Raw genomic sequence first — 18,246 nt, forward strand, 5'->3', positions numbered from 1 at the left:
AAGTAAAAATCAAAAGATATCAGCCGGATCGGCGGCTTGTAATTTACGAGTAGCGATCGCACCGGATAACATACACATAATAATCGTTAAGACTAACACTTGAATTGCTCGAAATAAGGTCATATATAACGGTAAATTTGTCGCTTGTCGGGTTAACCGATATAACCCTAAAGAAATCGTAGCGCCCGGAATAAAACCTAATATTGCTAAAATAATCGCTTCTTCAAATACAATTCCTAATAAATAGGCATTTCTAAATCCCATTGCTTTGAAAGTCGCATATTCGGGGGTATGGTCAGCAACATCTGTAGCCAAAACTTGATAAACAATAATCACCCCAACCACAAACCCCATTGCTGTCCCTAAACTAAACACAAATCCAATAGCTGTATTTTTTGACCAATAATCTTTTTCAAAGGCTAAAAATTGTTCATTGGTTAAAACTCTTACATCTTTGGGTAAATAATTTTGTAAATCTGTTGCGACTTTTTGCACATCATAACCCGGTTCAACTTTAACCAGTCCAGCACTAATTCCGCCCGGTTTTCTCCGAGGAAATAATCGTAAAAAATTGCGATCGCTCGTGATTAATGTACCATCCGCCGCAAAGGAAGCCCCGACTTTAAATAATCCGGCAATTTTAAGGGTGCGTTTTTCTAATTCTGTACTAACAATTTCACCTTGATCAACTTTTTCAATAACTTCTTTATAATCTCCCCTGGAAGACCGATCAAATAAAACCTGATCCGGTAATTTAATCACGTCTAAATTTTGTTGAACTTCAGGTAAATTAAAAGCCGACTGACGGGGCTCAAATCCGATGACTAAAATGGCTGTTTTTTTCCCGGTTTTGGGAGTTTTCCAGTCGGAAAAATTAACATATAAAGAGTCTGCGGATTTCACCCCCGGAACATCCATTGCTTGATATAAACGCCGCCGAGGTAACGTTGATAAATTAACTAAATTTCTGGCTTGGGGACTAATAATAAAAATATCCGCATCTATATGTTTATGCAATCGAGTATTACTATCATATAATGCTGTTTGAAATCCCAATTGCATAAAGATTAAAACATCAGCAAAAGCAATTCCTGATAACGCCACTAACATCCGAGCTTTATCATGACTTAATTGCAACCATCCTAACGGCGTTCTATTTGCCAGTCGTTGTATAAATCCAATCATAATTTCAGTTATTGGTGGTAGGGGCGGGGTTCTCCCGCCCAAGCTTAGTTATCAGTAATCAGTGATTACGGGCGAGAAAACCTCGCCCCTACAAATAATTACTGATTAAGGGTGACTTTAACTTGTAAATTCGTTAAACTCTCGGCTTTTTGGCTAGAAGTTTCATCTAATTTTACGCGAACTTCGATGACTCTGGCATCAATATTTGTCGTCGGATCAATATCTAAAGCACTTTGTTTTTTCACCCTTAACCCCACTTCTTCAACCGTTCCTTTTAACGCTTGGGGTAACGCATCCGCCGTAATAGTTGCGGTTTGTCCGGGGCGAACTTTAGGAATATCGCTATCATAAATTTCAGCAACGGCATACATTTGTTGGGTTTGTCCCAATTCCAGAATACCTTCATTAGAAATCAGTTCTCCAGCGTGGGTATTCACCTCGATCACCCGTCCAGCTTGGGGCGATCGCACATAAGCTTGTTCTAAGTTCGCTTCAGCTTGTTTAACAGCCGCTTGGGCCTTGGTTAACTCACTTTTGGCTAACTGGACATCCACCGGACGAACTTCTGCAACGGCCGTTAACGTCGCCTCCGCTTCAGCAATTTGTCGGTCTACAGTGGCGATGGTGCGGCTAAGGTTGGCTTGGGCCTCTCGAATTTGTTCTTGACGGCTGGTAACGGTTTCGTTGAGGTTGGCTTGGGCTTCCTGTAGCCGTTTGAGGCTGGTTTCAGCTTCTAAACATTGACTATCTCGATCTTGGGCAGACACAGCCCCATCAGCATATAAGGTTTCGTAACGTTGACAGTTGGTTTCAGCGTTGTTGAGTTCCGCTTGAATACGGTCGAGGGTGGCTTCTTGGGCACTGCGTTCTCCCCGCAGTTGGGCTTCTAAGGTGGCAATGGTGGCTTTTTGAGTAATAATTTGCCCCTCTAACTCCGCTTGGTTGCCCTGAAATCGGGCTTTTTGCGCTTCAATATCTCCTTGTTTCGCCCCAGCTTGAACTTGCTCTAAACGGGCTTGGGCGACTTCCACTTCGGTCTTAGTTTGTTCTAGGGCGGCTTGGAGTCGATCTCGACTATCCAAAACCGCGATCGCTTTTCCCGCCTCTACCCAGTCTCCCTCTTTCACCAACAGTTGATCTACCCGACTCCCTTGGTTGGACTGGGGGGCGGACAGTTTAATAATCTCCCCTTGGGGCTCTAACCAACCCAACGCCGTCACCGTTTTGATTTCTGGGGCCAGGGTTTCAGGTGTCGCTACAGGTTCGGCGGGAGTGGGGCGATATCGCCAGAAGGTATAGGCCGTTAAACCACTGATCGCTAGGGTCGTTGCAGCAATCAAAATCCCGGCTTGGGGGATTTTCGGGGCTGAAAGTTTACCAACTGTCGCTTCGCGCACCATAATTGTGCCTCCCGCTTCCACTCATACTAAACTGTTTAGTTTAGTATAGCACAACTTCTCTTCTGTGAAGGTGAATAAGTATGAATTTAAGTAAAAAAACTTATCGGGGATTGAAAACCCAGGCTTCTCAGAAGTGAAAACGCCTTTGTCAAGCTTGATCCAGGATCAGGAATAACGGATGGCGAGAAATGATTCTGTACAATGAAGGCAATAGCATTTAAGAAGAGAATTAATGAACCCCGTGGAACAAACCGAACTCTCTCAGATGGATAGTATTGGCGAAAAAGCAGAACAGATTTTTGAAGGGGCACTGCAAGAATTTTTAGTGCATGGCTATGCTGGAACCAGCATGGATCGGGTTGCGTCATCGGCGGGAGTGTCGAAAGCAACGGTTTATAACCATTTTGGGGATAAAGAAGGGTTATTTATTGCCTTAATCAAACGATTAGCCCAGAAAAAATATTACATTTTTGTTGAGTCTCAAAAAGCGGAATTGATGCAAGCTGAACCTAAAATTGTGTTGAGACAACTTGCCAATACTATTTTAGATCATTCCATGCAAGATCAGGAATATTTAGCGTTTATTCGCTTAGTGATTGGAGAATCTGGGCGATTTCCAGAATTAGCTAAAACCTTTGTCCATAATTTAGGAAAACCGGGAATTCAAGTGTTAACCGAATATTTAACCAATCAGCGCTATATTACAATTGGTGATCCTGAAGCAATGGCACGAGTGATTATTGGAACCTTAGCCCATTATGTGTTATTACAAGAAATTTTGCAAGGTAAAGAGATTGTTCCGATGGAACGAGATCGTATTATTAATACGTTAGTAGATTTAATTATTCCTCAGCCGACACCTGACACTTGAATGCGTTTATGACTCCATCTTCTTTACAACTTTTGATCCTCGATGATGACCCTATTTTTCGGATCGGGTTACGAACAGCATTAGAACCTTTTTCAGATTTAGAAGTCATCACAGATGTTGAAAGTCGGGATGCTGCATTACAGGTATTAGTCAGTCAAAGTCAGATAACGATTAACAGCACGAACCAGAAACCTGTTGATTTAATTATTTTAGAATTAGGATTAAAACCAGATTTAATTCTTGATTTTTGCCAAACATTAAAAAAACAATATCCTCAAATCCCGATTCTATTATTAACGGCAATTCAACACCGAAATTTATTAGTAACAGCGCAAGAAATTGGGGTAGAGGGTTATTGTCCCAAGGGAATTCCGGTTATAGAATTGGTTCCAATTATTCGTCGAGTCGCAACGGGAGAACGCTATTGGTTGGAATCTTTAGCAGCCTTAAATCGAGAACCTGTTGCTGAAATTGTAACTCGAAAAACGGGATCTTTTTTTAAGCAAATTCGAGGGTTTTTAGTTCAACCGGGACTGCGACAAATTGAACAAGCGATCGCCGAAGTTAACCAAGAAATTGAGCAGAATATAGAAGGATTAAACCAACAGGATAGAATTGCGATTATTAACCAATTAATTCTGACGGGAAAACGACGAGAACTGTTCGTTGCACGTTGGCTAGTTAGTCAGCTTTTACCGGATTCTCCTTCTCCCACGCCAGAAAATTCTGCTTCTATTTCTCCTGATAATTTCCCCGTTTTCAATCGTTCTAACCCCGAACCTAACAACTTTAATTCAGAAGAATCCTTAGTTCTTAATTCTAACTCAATTAACTCTCGTAATTCAGCGATTGTAGTCAGTGATTTAAAATCAATTTTGTTTGATAAAACTGTCATGAAGTTACAGTCAGGATTAATTAATGTCACAGGAATTCCCTTAGAAATTGATATTTTAAGATTATCTAAAAAACGAGAATTATTATATATCTTATTAAAACAATTAGAAAGCTTATTAGATGAATTAATATTATCAGATATTCAACCCGAACAACTCCCAGAGAAAGTTCCTGATTTAGTTCAAGATTTCTGGGAAGCTGCTATTTTAGATTTTTTGGGCAAATATTATACTCTAAACACCAACAACCAAGATCTGGAAATCGTTCCGATTTTATTAAAAGATGCTAATCTGATTCAACGGGATATTTTAAGTAAAATTCCTTTAATCAGTGACTTATTTGAGCATTTATTATTCCAAACCCCCTTAACCATTGATAATTTATCCTGTCCGGCTGGAAGTTTAGACGCAATGCAACGTTCAGAAGCGTTATTACAAAATTTATTAATTCAAGTCGCCAATGGGGTCATACAACCTTTACTCAATTATTTTTCCGATTATGAAGAAATTAAACTTAAATTTTATGATCGACGGTTATTATCAACCCGTGAAATTGAAAAATTTAGAAATAACTTATCCTGGCGATATCGTCTTTCTCAATATGTAGCAGAACCCAAGGCAATTTTTGAAAGTTCCTATTTACTCTTTATTTTAGGAGAAAGAGGCATTCAAAAACAAGTGATTTATTCCCCACGACGGGAGGAATTAGAAAAATTATCAGGAATTCCCTTAGCCGTTACATTAATATTAGAAACACGGGATGCTGTTGCTCCTCGTCTGCGTTCGGCTGTTTCTTTTGTGGGTAGTGGAATTATTTATATATTAACCAATGTCGTTGGTCGAGGATTAGGTTTAATTGGGAAAGGTCTTTTACAGGGGATTGGAACATCTTTTCAGGATAATAAGATGGGGAAGAAATAGTTGACACTCCTTAACCTTACTCTATTGTTGATTTAAGCGATCGCTTTGCTCCTAACTTCATTATAATCAAAAACCCTCCCCGAACTTGCGGAGAGGGTCACAAAGGATACTTTTACAGTTGTTTGACTTCCGAAACCAACTTCGCCACAACATCCTTCGCACTACCAAACAACATCATGGTTTTATCTTTATAAAACAGGTCATTTTCTACCCCAGCAAACCCAGTATTCATACTGCGTTTAATCACGATGGTATGTTTAGCTTTATCGACATCCAAAATCGGCATCCCATAAATAGGACTATTTTTATCTTCCCGTGCCGCCGGGTTCACTACATCATTGGCTCCGATAACTAACGCCACATCCGTTTGATCGAACTGTGGATTAATGTCATCCATGTCATATAACTGAGGGTAGGGAACATTTGCCTCTGCTAACAGCACGTTCATGTGTCCCGGCATCCGTCCCGCCACAGGATGAATGGCATATTTAACATCCACCCCATTATTTTCTAATTGATCCACCAACTCCTTAACACTATGCTGCGCTTGGGCAACAGCCATCCCATAACCGGGGACAATCACCACAGACCGGGCATATCCTAACATCATCGCCCCTTCTTCGGGGTCAATACTGCGAACCGTTTGATCTGTTGCAGTGCCTCCACTGGCAGCCCCAGAACCTCCTTCTCCTGTGCCAAACCCAGCAAATAGCACGTTCGTTAAAGAACGGTTCATCGCCTTACACATAATCACCGTTAAGATAATCCCTGATGCTCCAACTAACGCCCCAGCAATGATTAACAGGTTGTTCATCACCACAAACCCGGCGGCGGATGCGGCCAATCCCGAAAAGGAGTTTAACAGAGAAATCACAACGGGCATATCACCGCCACCAATGGGGATGACAAATAACACGCCTAATATTAGAGAAATGAAGACTAACCCTAAAAAGACCGCCACATTAAATGGGGTTAGGCAAATATAAACACTACCCAAACCAAAGGCAACAAACAACAGAATATTAAACTGTTGTTGTAGGGGAAATAAGATGGGAGAACCACTCATAATTCCCTGTAATTTGGCAAAGGCAATCATCGAACCTGTAAAGGTTACACCCCCAATTAATACCCCTAAAATAGCCGTAATGGTTGTGCCTAAAGGGGGAGATTCTGCTAAAGCTAAATACCGCCAAAATTCTCCCACCGCTACCATTGAAGAAGCCGCACCCCCTAAACCATTCAGTAACCCCACCATTTGAGGCATTTCTGTCATTTGAACTTTATACGCAATTACCGCCCCAATCACTGAACCAATAATTAAGGCGAGGGCGATCATTTCATAGTTCAAAATCTGCCGATCTAACATTGTGGCAACAACAGCAATTAACATCCCAATAGCTGCCCATAAATTGCCGTTTCTGGCTGTTGCTGGAGATCCTAATTTTTTTAATCCAAAGAAAAACAAGGTAACAGCCACTAAATAACTGAGTTGTATTCCCGTTAAGCGAATATCCATTAGGCTTTAGCCTCCTTTTTCTTAAACATTTCCAGCATTCGATCTGTAACTAAAAAGCCACCGACAACGTTAATCATGGCGAGAACAATGCCAATAAATCCCAGAATAACGGTAACATTCCAATCGCGATCGCCCGCAATAATTAACGCACCTAAAACGGAAATTCCTGAAATCGCATTAGCCCCAGACATTAAGGGAGTATGCAAGGTAGGCGGAACTTTAGTAATCACTTCAAACCCCGCAAAGGTTGCTAAAACAAACACAAACAATGCGGAAATTAAGGTTTCAGTAGTCATAATTTCAGAACAATTGACAGTTAACTGTTTACAGGAGACTGTTGATGATTGAGGCTTAAGGCTTGTTTCACTCTTTCAGAACGAATTTCACCGTTATGAGTGACACAAGCTTCATCGAGAATATCATCGGCAAAATTGAGGTCGAGTTGCTTCTCTTTATTAATCATTAATGTTAATAAAGCCGAGAGATTTTTGGCATAAACTTCACTAGCATGAATCGGCATCGAAGACGGTAAATTAATCGGCCCAATAATCGTTACCCCATGCTTAACCACATCTTTTCCCGGTTCGCTGCATTCACAATTTCCCCCTTGTTCGGCTGCCAAATCAACAATTACCGAACCGGGTTTCATGTGGGCTACCATGTCTTCTGTCACTAATACAGGTGCTTTTCGACCGGGAACTTGAGCCGTTGTCACCACCACATCAGAGGCGGCGACGTGCTGTGTCAGGACTTCGCGGGTGCGTTCTTTGGCTTTTTCGGAGATTTCCTTGGCATAACCTCCTTCAGCAACGGTATCTTCATCCAGGGACACATCCACGAATTTTGCCCCTAAACTTTGGACTTGTTCTTTAACTTCGGGACGAATATCAAACCCTTCGACAATAGCACCCAACCGTCGGGCGGTAGCGATCGCTTGTAAACCAGCAACCCCCGCTCCCAAAATTAACACCTTAGCCGGACGAATGGTTCCGGCCGCCGTTGTTAACATAGGGAAATATTTCGGTAACGCCGTTGCTGCAATTAAGACCGCTTTATATCCAGCCAGGTTTGCTTGGGAGGATAAGGCATCCATGCTTTGGGCGCGACTGGTACGGGGAATTAATTCCATACTGAAGGCGGTAACGTTCTGAGCCGCGAGTTTTTGAATTAACTCAGGATTTCCCAGGGGGTTTAAAAAGCTAATTAACACCCCCCCAGAGCGCAGTTGAGACACTTCAAAGTCTTGCAAGACTCCCACTTTCAACAGCACATCTGCCTCACGCCAAACGGTACCTTGATCAGCGATTTTTGCCCCCACCTGTTCATAGGTGCTATCGGAAAAACAAGCCCGTTCCCCAGCCCCAGCCTCCACCCACACTTCCACGCCTTGTTTCACCAAACGAGCAACAACATCAGGGATGAGGGCGACTCGCCGTTCATCGACCTGACTTTCTTTAGCAATACCAATTTTCATAAAATCTCCTCATAATTGTGTTCACTGTTAACGATTAGCTTGACTGTTGACTGTTGACTTTGAAAGGTCAGCGAACGAAGCTAGGCGTAGCCCTGCTGTCCCTGCTTCCCCCGCTTCCCCTGCCTCCCCTTGCCATCTTCCCTGTCAAGCCCGAGTTGTGTCAGCATAGAGTTCTAATTTTGCATCGTAAAGCTAAATTCCTAATTTGGATTCTTATCTTTAACTTGTCTTTATATCAAAAAGGCGGGATCGCGAAAGGTTTTAACCACCTACACCTGTTTCTATACTTCTTATGCTATTTTATAAAAATCAAGTTGTTAGGTCGAGCAATGATCATCTACGAGTTCAAAGTCAAAGGGAAGGAATATCAGTATCGAGCCATAGATGACGCCATTCGGACATCGCAGTTCATCCGAAATAAGTGCTTGCGCTACTGGATGGATAATCAAGGAGTGGGAAAATACGACCTCAATAAGTATTGTGCTGTCTTAGCTGCTGAATTTCCTTTTGCCCATGAGTTGAACTCCATGGCTAGACAATCGGCATCCGAGCGGGCTTGGTCTGCTGTTTCTCGGTTCTATGATAACTGTAAGAAGAATATTTTGGGTAAAAAAGGATTTCCTAAGTTTAAAAAAAATTGTCGCTCCGTCGAATACAAAACTAGCGGGTGGAAGCTTTATAAGACCCGAAAAGCGATTACTTTTACCGATCAAAAAAGGATTGGTAAATTAAAACTCAAAGGAACATACAACCTTAACTATTACGATATCAAACAGATTAAGCGCGTCAGATTAGTCCGACGTGCTGATGGTTATTATGCTCAATTTGCCATTGATGTTGATGTCAGAAGAGAAACTCAACCCACTCATCAAATTGTCGGATTAGACTTAGGGATAAAGTATTTCATTGCTGATAATAAAGGCAATGTTGAACCCGCTCCTAATTTCTATAGAAAGGCTGAAAAACAGTTAAATCGAGCTAACCGCAAGCAGTCTAAGAAATATAGCCCCGAACGGAAAAAAGCCAAACAAAAGCAATCTAACAACTATCACAAAGCTAGAAATAGATATGCTCGGAAACATTTAAGCGTAAGTCGGCAGCGAAAAGAATATTGCAAAAGATTAGCATATTCCGTTATCCAATCTCACGATTTGGTCGCCTATGAAGACTTAAATGTTAAAGGGTTGGTTAGAAATCGAAAACTAGCGAAATCAATATCTGATGCAGGTTGGTTTACTTTTCGCAGTTGGCTAGAATATTTTGGACACAAGTACGGTAAGGTAACAATAGCAGTACCTCCTCATTGGACGAGCCAAGAATGTTCAAACTGTGGTCAAATCGTGAAGAAAACTCTATCAGAAAGAACTCATATTTGTCCCCGTTGTGGATATGTAGCAGACCGCGATGTTAATGCGGCTGAAAATATTTTAAAACGCGGACTCGCTACGGTGGGGCACACCGGAACTTACGCTTGGGGAGATTTACCCTCTTGGGCTGTTGGTGTCAACCTGCATTCTAATGGTGAGTTATAGAACCAAGAATCCCCGTCTATGAAAGAGCGGGGAGTGTCAACTAGTTCAGAAAACTTCAACAAAATTTCGCTGTGTTACGGGAGTGTGTATGCGACAACTATTTTCTGCAATCTTGATTACGGGTTTGGCGGTGACGGGTTTAGCTGAAATGACTCAAGCCCAAGGTTTACCGGGTATTACCTTACTCAGTGGCCCCGATAAAACCAATATTTTAAATTATTTCCTTGAAAGCGGACGTTCAGGGGAGTGGGATCGCTATAAACTCAGACTTCCAGCCGATAAGTTGAACTTAGCGATCGCAGAAGTTTCCATCACCTATCCCGACTATTACAAAGGGACGATAGATCCCGACCGGGTACAAATTCGGGTTCAAAATAAACCAATTCCCTTAGAAGAAGTGATTTGGGATAAAGAAAACCATATTATCCAAATTTATCCTCAAGAACCGATTCCGGCGGGTACGAAAGTTGAAATCGTGATGTCTAACGTCAAAAATCCCACCTTTGGGGGGGTTTTCAACTTTAACGCCAATATTCGTACCCCTGGAGATGTTCCCATGTTGCGTTATGTCGGAACTTGGATTTTGAGTATTGATGATTAATCTTCGTTGCCAGAGTGCCCATTGTTAAGAGGGATCAGTCCCGATTAACAGATTACTGTGAAGCCGGGAGAGAAAGTCCAACAATTGTGATATACTGAAAAATTGTGACTTTTGATTAAAAATTAACGAAAAGGCACCGGAGGTAAGCAATGGCTCAACAAACCCTGCAAGGAACAAACCGCAAAAAGAAAAGAGTTTCTGGCTTCAGGGTAAGGATGCGGACAAAAAACGGCCAAGCCGTGATCAAAGCTCGTCGCAAAAAAGGGCGGGCACGTTTAACGTTTTAATTCCTGGCTCTGAATTAAAGACACCCTATTGCTATTCCCACGAACTCATGGCGATCCCGATGGTCAAGCTGAGGGAAATGGGTGAATTTGTGGGTGGCAGTACCTGATTCATGTTACCCAAAATCAATCGACTCCGACATCCCAAAGACTTCAAAGCCGTCTACAGCAAAGGACTGCATCGAAAAACCCCTCATTTGACCTTGAGGGCGTTACGAGGTCAACCTTATAGAACAGAAAAGAATTTAACAAACTCCGCCTCTGTTCACCCGACTCGGATGGGAATTTCCATTAGCCAAAAAGTCAGTAAACGGGCGGTTGTCCGAAATCGGATCAAACGCCAAATTCGGGCAGCTTGGCATCAGTTTTTACCCCAGGTATCCCCCGGTTGGGATGTGGTGATTGTCGTCAAACCAACAGCCGATCAGTGCAATTATGCAGAAATTCTGCAAGAATTAAAACAGTTGTTGGTAGAAGCAGAGGTTTTAAATGGGTATACGGGAGGAAAGTTTTTATGAAGGAGGCCCCGCTATCGGCGACCTCATTATCAATCTATTAATAGGGCTGACGATTATTGGCATCCCTCTTACCATTGGGGCAATTGTCCGGGCGTTATGGCTGCGCTATCGCATCACCAATCGCCGGATATCGGTCATGGGTGGATGGATGGGTCAAGACCGTACTGATATCGTCTATTCAGAAATCGCCAAAATCGCGAAAGTTCCTAGAGGATTTGGGGCTTGGGGGGATATGGTATTGACCCTAAAAAATGGTTCTCGTCTGGAACTCCGGGCTGTTCCTCGTTTTCGAGAAGTCCATGACTTTATCCTAGAAAAACTCTCGCCCCAAGCTCAAAAAGCTAGTGCTGCGATGAGCCGATGATCTTGATATTGGACAACATCGCCCTTAACAGGATTGAGTTCCTTCCTGTTGAGCCTCAACCCTGACTCATCAACTGGGTAGTCACCGGGCTATCGGTCAAGTGTTGGCGAATGGTTCTTAAAATTAATCTATATTCAATCCAAGCAGTTCAATAAACTCAAAAGAATGGACTTTGGTATCGGGTTTCTTTCCAACAATGTGATGTTGCCGATCCTAGATTTTTTCTACGGGATCGTGCCGAGTTATGGTTTAGCGATTGTGGCGTTAACCTTAGTGGTGCGCTTCGCGCTTTATCCCTTGAATGCGGGTTCAATTCGCAATATGCGGCGAATGAAAGTAACCCAACCGTTAATGAAAGAACGGGTTGACAAAATTCAACAACAGTATAAAGATGACCCGGTAAAACAACGGGAAGAAATGAGTAGAGTCTATAAAGAATTGGGAAATCCCTTAGCCGGATGTTTCCCCCTTCTGATTCAAATGCCCATTCTCTTCGCGTTGTTTGCCACATTACGGGGTTCACCCTTTTCAGACGTTAACTATACGGTTGATGTTCAAATTTTTCCCCGTGAACAAATTGAACAAATTCAACCCCAAGCCTACGCCACTAAACCGCAAAACTATTATTTTGCCGATGGAATTCATGCCTCCGTTGTGGCAATGATTCCCAGTGGAAACCGTTTAGGCGTTGGAGATCAAATCCCCATTGAACTCCAAACCGTTGAGGGTAAACCTTTACAAACGGAATTGGCACAATATCCAGATGTGCATTTAACCCCCACCTGGAAAGTTCTCAAAGGAGAAGACAAAATTCAAGTCAATGACAACGGCCAAATCATTGCCTTGGCTCCTGGAGAAGCCAGTATTCAAGTGGGCTTGAGAGGGTTAGCATCGGATAAAGGATTCTTGTTTATTGATGCCTTGGGTCGCGTGGGAGCCGTTGATCCCGATGGTACAATTCACTGGGATATTGTAGGCATGATTCTAGCCTTTGGGATATCTTTATACCTCAACCAAGTCCTCTCTGGACAAGGACAAGGTTCCAGTGGGAATCCTCAGCAAGATACAGTCAATAAAATTACTCCGGTAATTTTTAGTGGGATGTTCTTCTTCTTCCCCCTCCCCGCAGGTGTGTTGCTGTATATGCTGGTTGCTAATATCTTCCAAACCATTCAAGCCTTTATTTTGTCACGGGAACCCCTGCCTGAAAACCTGCAAAAAATTGTGGAAGAATCCAATAAAACGACTGCTAAATTAGCCACAGCAGAAGGGGAACGAGAAGCATTACCCTTTGAGCCGAAACGTTCTAAGAAAAAGGCGCAATCCTAGCAATGAACAACAGCGATATACAACAGGGTCAAGAGTGGTTGGAGGAATTGCTCAAATTAGGGGGCGTTCCTTCCACCGTCAAACCGAGTTTAGAGGCAGACTCCTGTTGGTTAACGATAGATGAAGTCAATCTTACCCCTGAACAAGTGGCTATTTTGGTAGGCCAGGATGGGGAAGTTTTAGATGCGATTCAATATTTACTTAACGCCATTCACAACCTAGGCAAAGAGGACGAAGAACGCACCTCTTACACCGTAGAACTGAACGGATATCGAATTCGACGTCATTTAGAACTACGGGCTTTAGCTGATCATGCCGCGAATCGTGTCCGTCAAACGGGTGGGGAAGTGGAAATTAAGTCCCTTTCCTCGGTTGAACGACGTCTGATTCATCACTTTCTTGAAGAAAGCGATGATTTAGAAACCTATAGTCGGGGACAAGATCCCGACCGTCGTTTGGTGATTAAAATCAAAGGTTAGACGAGGACTTCTTGTTTAGCCTTGTTTATTGTTGGAGGGTTTGAAAGTAATTATGGACTCTATCTATATCCCTCATTTACTGAGAACACAAAACCGATCTTTAGAATTTGAGTTTCAAGAGTTTTTTCCAGACCTAGAAACCTTAACTCCGGTTCGGGGTCGGATGCGCGTCAGTCACAAAACCACTTATCTTGAAGTTGTGGTACAAGCTGAAACCATTGTTACTCTCACCTGTGACCGATGTTTAAAACAATATAATCATCGGTTAAAAGTCGATACGTCTGAATTGATTTGGTTGATGGCTTCGGCTGATCAACTGGATACTACAACGGGTGAAGTGGAAATTTTGCTGGATGAACCTGTGGAAAGTTTACACCCCCAAGGTGATTTTTTAGCTGGGGATTGGCTGTATCAGCAATTATGCTTGGCTCTACCTCTAAGACAACTTTGTGATGGCCCCTGTGAACCTCCAAAACCGGCTGCAATTGAACCCCAGAGCCTTGTTGACGGGCGTTGGGCTGCGTTACAAGCTTTGAAGCAAAATCTACCCAATTGATGGCTCTGTCCGTGGAACAGGCATCTTGCCTGTTAATCTATTAAAACCTGTTAATCTTAAAACCTATTAACCTATTAACCTATTAATCTGTTAATCTGTTAAAACCTGTTAATAGCAGCCTGTTAACAGGCAAGATGCCTGTTCCACGGATTCTACACTCCTGTTCTTTCTATGAGCAAATTCAATGAAGAATTGAAGCTACTATTGCGATCGCGCTACGCGATTATTTATATCCCGACTTTAGAAGAAGAACGAGTCGAAACCGCCATTAAACAAGCCGCCAAAGAACAAGGAAATCGTGCGGTTTATGTTTGGGATTTTGTTGATGGATATCAAGAGGGAAATCCTAATGATTTAGGGGCAGGAAAGCGTAATCCTTTACAAGCGTTAGAATTTATAGAAAAATTGCCGGAAGCGATGCCAGCAATTTTTGTTTTAAGAGACTTTCATCGATTTTTAGAGGATATTTCGGTTTCTCGGAAATTAAGAAATTTAGCGCGAAGTTTTAAATCTCAACCGAAAAATTTAATCATTATTTCTCCTCAAGTTTCAATTCCCTCTGATCTCAGTGAAGTTTTAACGGTTTTAGAATTTCCCTTACCAACTCAAGCTGAGATCAAAACAGAAGTTGAACGATTATTAATGGCAACAGGACATCCGATAGAGCCTCGGTTACTCGATGAAATGGTACGTTCTTTTCAAGGATTGTCTTTAGAAAGAATTCGGCGAATTTTAGCCAAAGCGATCGCCACTCATGGCGAATTACAAGCCGATGATCTGGAATTAATCTTAGAAGAAAAACGCCAAACCATTCGCCAAACTCAAATTTTAGATTTCTATGCAGCCCAAGAAAATATTTCCGATATTGGGGGTTTAGATAATTTAAAAGATTGGTTATTAAGGCGGGGAGGAGCATTTTCTGAACGGGCAAGACACTATGGTTTACCTTATCCCAGAGGGTTATTATTAGTCGGAATTCAAGGAACTGGAAAGTCTTTAACGGCAAAAGCCATCGCCCATCATTGGCATTTACCTTTATTAAGATTAGATGTAGGGCGTTTATTTGCGGGGTTAGTGGGAGAATCAGAATCTCGTACCCGACAAATGATTCAATTAGCAGAAGCATTGGCACCTTGTGTGCTGTGGATTGATGAAATTGATAAAGCTTTTTCAGGAGTAGATGGAAAGGGAGATTCAGGAACAACAAATCGAGTATTTGGTACATTTATTACTTGGTTAGCAGAAAAAACCTCACCCGTTTTTGTTGTCGCAACGGCTAATAATATTCAATCTTTACCTGCGGAACTGTTAAGAAAAGGGCGATTTGATGAAATTTTCTTTGTAGGATTACCTTATCAAGAGGAACGAAAAGCAATTTTTGAAGTGCATTTATCTAAACTTCGACCCCAGGGTATTAAAAATTATGATATTGAACGGTTAGCTTATGAAACCCCTGATTTTTCGGGGGCCGAAATTGAACAAACTTTAATTGAAGCCATGCACATTGGCTTTAGTCAAAACCGCGATTTCACAACGGATGATATCTTAGAAGCCGCGAGTCAAATTGTTCCCTTAGCCCGAACTGCGAAAGAACAAATTCAATTTTTGCAAGATTGGGCGGCGGCGGGAAAAGCGCGTTTAGCCTCTCGGCAGAGTAGTTTAAATCGTCGTTTGTCCAGTTGATGAGATTAAGAAACCGGGTTTATAACCTATTTTTTCCAGAGAAACCCGGTTTCTACCCTTGTCCAATTGATGTTATCATGGTTTTTTTTAATCCTGTTAAAAATTCATGTATAGACCTGCTCCGAAAACTATGAATCTTTATGGTGTTTTTAAATTTATCGTTGGCTTTTTTCTGGCTATTTTAATTTTAGCGGGTGCAACGGTAGCAACAGCTTTATATTTTGCAGCGCGTTTAGCCGAATTGCCAGAACGTCCCACCTTTCCCAATGATAACCCTACCGCAAAAACAACTGCAAAAGCCCCAACTCCTAAACCTCAAGCCACTCCAACTCCAACCCCTACCCCTACCCCAGCAGAAGAAAAGCTGGAACCTGGTGCTTATCGAGCAATTGTGACACAGCCCATTGGTTTAATTTTACGCGATAGTCCGAGTACAGACGCGAACCGCATTGGGGGAATTGCTTATAACGAAAAAGTGGTGGTGTTAGGAGAAAGTGAGGATAAAGGATGGCAAAAAGTTCGGGTTTCTCAGGATAGCGATCGCACTGGATGGGTTAAAGGAGGAAATACAGAAAAAATTGAATCAGAAAACTAATATTTAATCAAATATGGTGAATCAATTACAAGGTTTAGTCTTATCAAACACCTTAATCGGTAGTGCTATACCAGAAAACGAAACATAATTAGTCTTCGGGTGTAATTCCTAATGCTCGTAATTGTTCGGCTAAATTTTCTGTTTCTTCAAGTGTTGGTTTTTGGTAATGTTATCGGAATTACTAATAATTTAAGTTTATGTAGCGATCTCATCACAGTCCCTTACCTAGCACAAGAAACCGGGTTTTTGTAAATAGTTTGGTTAGAAACCGAAAGATTGGAGAAAAAACCCGGTTTCTGAGTCCCTTACCTAGCACAAGAAACCGGGTTTTTGTAGATAGCTTGGTTAGAAACCGAAAGATTAAGGGAAAAACCCGGTTTCTGAGTCCCCACCTAGCACAAGAAACCGGGTTTTTGTAAATAGTTTGGTTAGAAACCGAAAGATTGGAGAAAAAACCCGGTTTCTGAGTCCCCACCTAGCACAAGAAACCGGGTTTTTGTAAATAGTTTGGTTAGAAACCGAAAGATTGGAGAAAAAACCCGGTTTCTGAGTCCCTTACCTAGCACAAGAAACCGGGTTTTTGTAGATAGCTTGTTAAGTAACCGAAAGATTAAGGGAAAAACCCGGTTTCTGAGTTCCTTACCTAGCACAAGAAACCGGGTTTTTGTAGATAGCTTGTTAAGTAACCGAAAGATTAAGGGAAAAACCCGGTTTCTGAGTCCCCATTTCTGGATTTAAACTTGTGCGATCGCTTCAATTGCTGCTTCTAACGCTAAAGCAATATGTGTCCAATGAGTTCCTCCTTGACAGAACACAATATAAGGTTCTCTTAACGGCCCATCGGCGGAAAATTCCGAGGTACTCCCATCAATAAAAGTTCCTCCCGCCATGACTAAATGACTTTCATATCCCGGCATTTCTGCGGGAACAGGTTCAAGGTAAGAACCAATAGGAGAATACTGTTGAATAGCCCGACAAAAAGCAATTAATTTATCAGGAGAACCTAACTCAATGGCTTGAATCACATCCCGTCTCGGTTCAAACGGTAAAGGATTAACTCGATAACCTAATTGATGAAAAATATATGAGGTTAAATGGGTTCCTTTAATCGCTTCTCCCACCATTTGAGGTGCTAAAAATAACCCTTGAAATAGAATTCGATTTTGATCAAAAGTAGCTCCCCCACTGCTACCAATACCCGGTGCAGTTAATCGACAGGTTGCGGCTTCAACTAAATCTTCTCTGCCAGCAACATAACCCCCCGCTTGTACAATAGTTCCTCCTGGATTTTTAATTAAAGAACCTGCGATTAAATCAACACCAACCACAGGCGGTTCACGAGTTTCAATAAATTCTCCATAGCAATTATCAACAAAACAAATCGTATTCGGATTTTGTTGTTTAACACTCTGAACAATTTTCTCAATATCGCTAATAGACAAACTAGAACGCCAGGAGTAGCCACAGGAACGTTGAATTAAAACGAGCCGAGTTTTGGCGGTTATTGCAGTGTTTAAGCCATCCCAGTCAATTTTTCCCTCAGAAGTTAGATCCAATTGACGGTAAGATATGCCAAACTCTAATAATGAACCTTGACCTTGACCGCGCAAACCGATGACCTCTTCCAGGGTATCGTAGGGAGTGCCAGCTACCGCCAGCATTTCGTCCCCTGGACGTAAACAGCCAAATAAGGCACAGGTAATGGCGTGGGTTCCAGAAACAAACTGCACTCGTACCGCAGCCGCTTCTGCACCCATAATCTCCGCAAAGACTTGATCTAAGGTTTGACGTCCTAAATCATCGTGACCATAACCTGTAACGCCTGAAAAGTGATGGGTTCCCACTCGGTAACGACGAAAGGCATCTAAAACTCGTTGAAGATTATGCTTGACCTGCGTGTCAATACCAGAAAAAATCGGAAATAGTTCCTGTTCTGCTTCTTTTAGCTGTTCCATGCTAGATATGATCACCGAACTCACTTTGTTTGTGGGCGGTGCATATTATAGATGCCAATAGGACTCTTTCGTTTAAAAAAGCTCGAATTT

Annotated in this window: 18 protein-coding genes; 12 read left to right on the forward strand and 6 right to left on the reverse strand. The window is 42.1% G+C overall.

Going from position 1 to position 18,246, the window contains the following annotated elements; genetic code table 11:
* Positions 1-9: 9 nt before the first annotated feature.
* Positions 10-1,185: an ABC transporter permease DevC gene (devC, locus tag IQ236_RS06345; RefSeq protein WP_193868484.1), complete on the reverse strand. Its 1,176-nt coding sequence runs from the start codon at positions 1,183-1,185 to the stop codon at positions 10-12.
* Between the two features lie 98 nt (positions 1,186-1,283).
* Positions 1,284-2,585 (reverse strand): ABC exporter membrane fusion protein, encoded by a 1,302-nt coding sequence (locus IQ236_RS06350; RefSeq protein ID WP_193868485.1) that lies wholly within the window; start codon positions 2,583-2,585, stop codon positions 1,284-1,286.
* Between the two features lie 232 nt (positions 2,586-2,817).
* Here IQ236_RS06350 and IQ236_RS06355 point away from each other — a divergent pair, with 232 nt between their 5' ends.
* Together IQ236_RS06355 and IQ236_RS06360 are read left to right on the forward strand one after the other, a co-directional pair.
* On the forward strand, positions 2,818-3,456 hold the full coding sequence (locus tag IQ236_RS06355) for a TetR/AcrR family transcriptional regulator (protein ID WP_193868486.1): 639 nt from the start codon (positions 2,818-2,820) through the stop codon (positions 3,454-3,456).
* 8 nt (positions 3,457-3,464) lie between these two features.
* Positions 3,465-5,270: a DUF3685 domain-containing protein gene (locus IQ236_RS06360; protein ID WP_190516530.1), complete on the forward strand. Its 1,806-nt coding sequence runs from the start codon at positions 3,465-3,467 to the stop codon at positions 5,268-5,270.
* Between the two features lie 112 nt (positions 5,271-5,382).
* Here IQ236_RS06360 and IQ236_RS06365 read toward each other — a convergent pair whose 3' ends face one another.
* From IQ236_RS06365 to IQ236_RS06375, 3 genes are read right to left on the reverse strand one after another with little or no spacing between them, the layout of a single operon-like run.
* On the reverse strand, positions 5,383-6,786 hold the full coding sequence (locus tag IQ236_RS06365; protein ID WP_193868487.1) for an NAD(P)(+) transhydrogenase (Re/Si-specific) subunit beta: 1,404 nt from the start codon (positions 6,784-6,786) through the stop codon (positions 5,383-5,385).
* Positions 6,786-7,082: an NAD(P) transhydrogenase subunit alpha gene (locus IQ236_RS06370; protein WP_190516527.1), complete on the reverse strand. Its 297-nt coding sequence runs from the start codon at positions 7,080-7,082 to the stop codon at positions 6,786-6,788. The genes IQ236_RS06365 and IQ236_RS06370 overlap by 1 nt, the downstream gene beginning before the upstream one ends.
* 20 nt (positions 7,083-7,102) lie before the next feature.
* Complete coding sequence (locus IQ236_RS06375) at positions 7,103-8,260, reverse strand: Re/Si-specific NAD(P)(+) transhydrogenase subunit alpha (protein ID WP_193868488.1); 1,158 nt, start codon at positions 8,258-8,260, stop codon at positions 7,103-7,105.
* Positions 8,261-8,589: 329 nt separating this feature from the next.
* Between IQ236_RS06375 and IQ236_RS06380 the strand changes: the two genes are divergently transcribed.
* The 10 genes from IQ236_RS06380 to IQ236_RS06425 all read left to right on the forward strand — a co-directional run bounded on the left by IQ236_RS06380 (position 8,590) and on the right by IQ236_RS06425 (position 16,201).
* Positions 8,590-9,792: an RNA-guided endonuclease InsQ/TnpB family protein gene (locus IQ236_RS06380; RefSeq protein ID WP_193868489.1), complete on the forward strand. Its 1,203-nt coding sequence runs from the start codon at positions 8,590-8,592 to the stop codon at positions 9,790-9,792.
* Positions 9,793-9,880: 88 nt separating this feature from the next.
* The gene (locus tag IQ236_RS06385) at positions 9,881-10,393 is read left to right on the forward strand and encodes a DUF2808 domain-containing protein (protein ID WP_190516524.1); all 513 of its coding nucleotides are present in this window, start codon (positions 9,881-9,883) and stop codon (positions 10,391-10,393) included.
* A gap of 149 nt (positions 10,394-10,542) precedes the next feature.
* Positions 10,543-10,680 carry a 50S ribosomal protein L34 gene (gene rpmH / locus IQ236_RS06390; protein WP_071783091.1) on the forward strand — a complete coding sequence of 46 codons (138 nt, stop codon included), beginning with the start codon at positions 10,543-10,545 and terminating at the stop codon, positions 10,678-10,680.
* Positions 10,681-10,790: 110 nt separating this feature from the next.
* Positions 10,791-11,195 carry a ribonuclease P protein component gene (gene rnpA, locus IQ236_RS06395; protein ID WP_072719208.1) on the forward strand — a complete coding sequence of 135 codons (405 nt, stop codon included), beginning with the start codon at positions 10,791-10,793 and terminating at the stop codon, positions 11,193-11,195.
* Complete coding sequence (locus IQ236_RS06400; protein WP_193868490.1) at positions 11,167-11,559, forward strand: PH domain-containing protein; 393 nt, start codon at positions 11,167-11,169, stop codon at positions 11,557-11,559. Before rnpA ends, IQ236_RS06400 begins: the two co-directional genes overlap by 29 nt.
* 165 nt (positions 11,560-11,724) lie before the next feature.
* On the forward strand, positions 11,725-12,888 hold the full coding sequence (yidC, locus tag IQ236_RS06405; RefSeq protein ID WP_193868491.1) for a membrane protein insertase YidC: 1,164 nt from the start codon (positions 11,725-11,727) through the stop codon (positions 12,886-12,888).
* Positions 12,889-12,890: 2 nt separating this feature from the next.
* Positions 12,891-13,367 (forward strand): Jag family protein, encoded by a 477-nt coding sequence (locus tag IQ236_RS06410; protein WP_072719210.1) that lies wholly within the window; start codon positions 12,891-12,893, stop codon positions 13,365-13,367.
* Between the two features lie 52 nt (positions 13,368-13,419).
* Positions 13,420-13,923 (forward strand): YceD family protein, encoded by a 504-nt coding sequence (locus tag IQ236_RS06415; RefSeq protein ID WP_193868492.1) that lies wholly within the window; start codon positions 13,420-13,422, stop codon positions 13,921-13,923.
* Between the two features lie 171 nt (positions 13,924-14,094).
* Positions 14,095-15,606 (forward strand): AAA family ATPase, encoded by a 1,512-nt coding sequence (locus IQ236_RS06420; RefSeq protein ID WP_193868493.1) that lies wholly within the window; start codon positions 14,095-14,097, stop codon positions 15,604-15,606.
* A 130-nt stretch (positions 15,607-15,736) separates the two neighbouring features.
* Positions 15,737-16,201 (forward strand): SH3 domain-containing protein, encoded by a 465-nt coding sequence (locus tag IQ236_RS06425; protein WP_190516836.1) that lies wholly within the window; start codon positions 15,737-15,739, stop codon positions 16,199-16,201.
* A gap of 734 nt (positions 16,202-16,935) precedes the next feature.
* Here IQ236_RS06425 and IQ236_RS06430 read toward each other — a convergent pair.
* The gene (locus IQ236_RS06430; RefSeq protein WP_228041458.1) at positions 16,936-18,156 is read right to left on the reverse strand and encodes a methionine gamma-lyase family protein; all 1,221 of its coding nucleotides are present in this window, start codon (positions 18,154-18,156) and stop codon (positions 16,936-16,938) included.
* Positions 18,157-18,246 lie beyond the last annotated feature (90 nt).

The organism is Planktothrix mougeotii LEGE 06226 (assembly GCF_015207485.1).
GTDB lineage: Bacteria > Cyanobacteriota > Cyanobacteriia > Cyanobacteriales > Microcoleaceae > Planktothrix.

What these genes read in the sequence shown, in the direction of transcription:
- devC (WP_193868484.1), bottom strand. Translation starts at nt 1,185, where the DNA reads ATGATTGGATTTATACAACGACTGGCAAATAGAACGCCGTTAGGATGG.
- IQ236_RS06350 (WP_193868485.1), bottom strand. Translation starts at nt 2,585, where the DNA reads ATGGTGCGCGAAGCGACAGTTGGTAAACTTTCAGCCCCGAAAATCCCC.
- IQ236_RS06355 (WP_193868486.1), top strand. Translation starts at nt 2,818, where the DNA reads ATGAACCCCGTGGAACAAACCGAACTCTCTCAGATGGATAGTATTGGC.
- IQ236_RS06360 (WP_190516530.1), top strand. Translation starts at nt 3,465, where the DNA reads ATGACTCCATCTTCTTTACAACTTTTGATCCTCGATGATGACCCTATT.
- IQ236_RS06365 (WP_193868487.1), bottom strand. Translation starts at nt 6,786, where the DNA reads ATGGATATTCGCTTAACGGGAATACAACTCAGTTATTTAGTGGCTGTT.
- IQ236_RS06370 (WP_190516527.1), bottom strand. Translation starts at nt 7,082, where the DNA reads ATGACTACTGAAACCTTAATTTCCGCATTGTTTGTGTTTGTTTTAGCA.
- IQ236_RS06375 (WP_193868488.1), bottom strand. Translation starts at nt 8,260, where the DNA reads ATGAAAATTGGTATTGCTAAAGAAAGTCAGGTCGATGAACGGCGAGTC.
- IQ236_RS06380 (WP_193868489.1), top strand. Translation starts at nt 8,590, where the DNA reads ATGATCATCTACGAGTTCAAAGTCAAAGGGAAGGAATATCAGTATCGA.
- IQ236_RS06385 (WP_190516524.1), top strand. Translation starts at nt 9,881, where the DNA reads ATGCGACAACTATTTTCTGCAATCTTGATTACGGGTTTGGCGGTGACG.
- rpmH (WP_071783091.1), top strand. Translation starts at nt 10,543, where the DNA reads ATGGCTCAACAAACCCTGCAAGGAACAAACCGCAAAAAGAAAAGAGTT.
- rnpA (WP_072719208.1), top strand. Translation starts at nt 10,791, where the DNA reads ATGTTACCCAAAATCAATCGACTCCGACATCCCAAAGACTTCAAAGCC.
- IQ236_RS06400 (WP_193868490.1), top strand. Translation starts at nt 11,167, where the DNA reads ATGGGTATACGGGAGGAAAGTTTTTATGAAGGAGGCCCCGCTATCGGC.
- yidC (WP_193868491.1), top strand. Translation starts at nt 11,725, where the DNA reads ATGGACTTTGGTATCGGGTTTCTTTCCAACAATGTGATGTTGCCGATC.
- IQ236_RS06410 (WP_072719210.1), top strand. Translation starts at nt 12,891, where the DNA reads ATGAACAACAGCGATATACAACAGGGTCAAGAGTGGTTGGAGGAATTG.
- IQ236_RS06415 (WP_193868492.1), top strand. Translation starts at nt 13,420, where the DNA reads ATGGACTCTATCTATATCCCTCATTTACTGAGAACACAAAACCGATCT.
- IQ236_RS06420 (WP_193868493.1), top strand. Translation starts at nt 14,095, where the DNA reads ATGAGCAAATTCAATGAAGAATTGAAGCTACTATTGCGATCGCGCTAC.
- IQ236_RS06425 (WP_190516836.1), top strand. Translation starts at nt 15,737, where the DNA reads ATGAATCTTTATGGTGTTTTTAAATTTATCGTTGGCTTTTTTCTGGCT.
- IQ236_RS06430 (WP_228041458.1), bottom strand. Translation starts at nt 18,156, where the DNA reads ATGGAACAGCTAAAAGAAGCAGAACAGGAACTATTTCCGATTTTTTCT.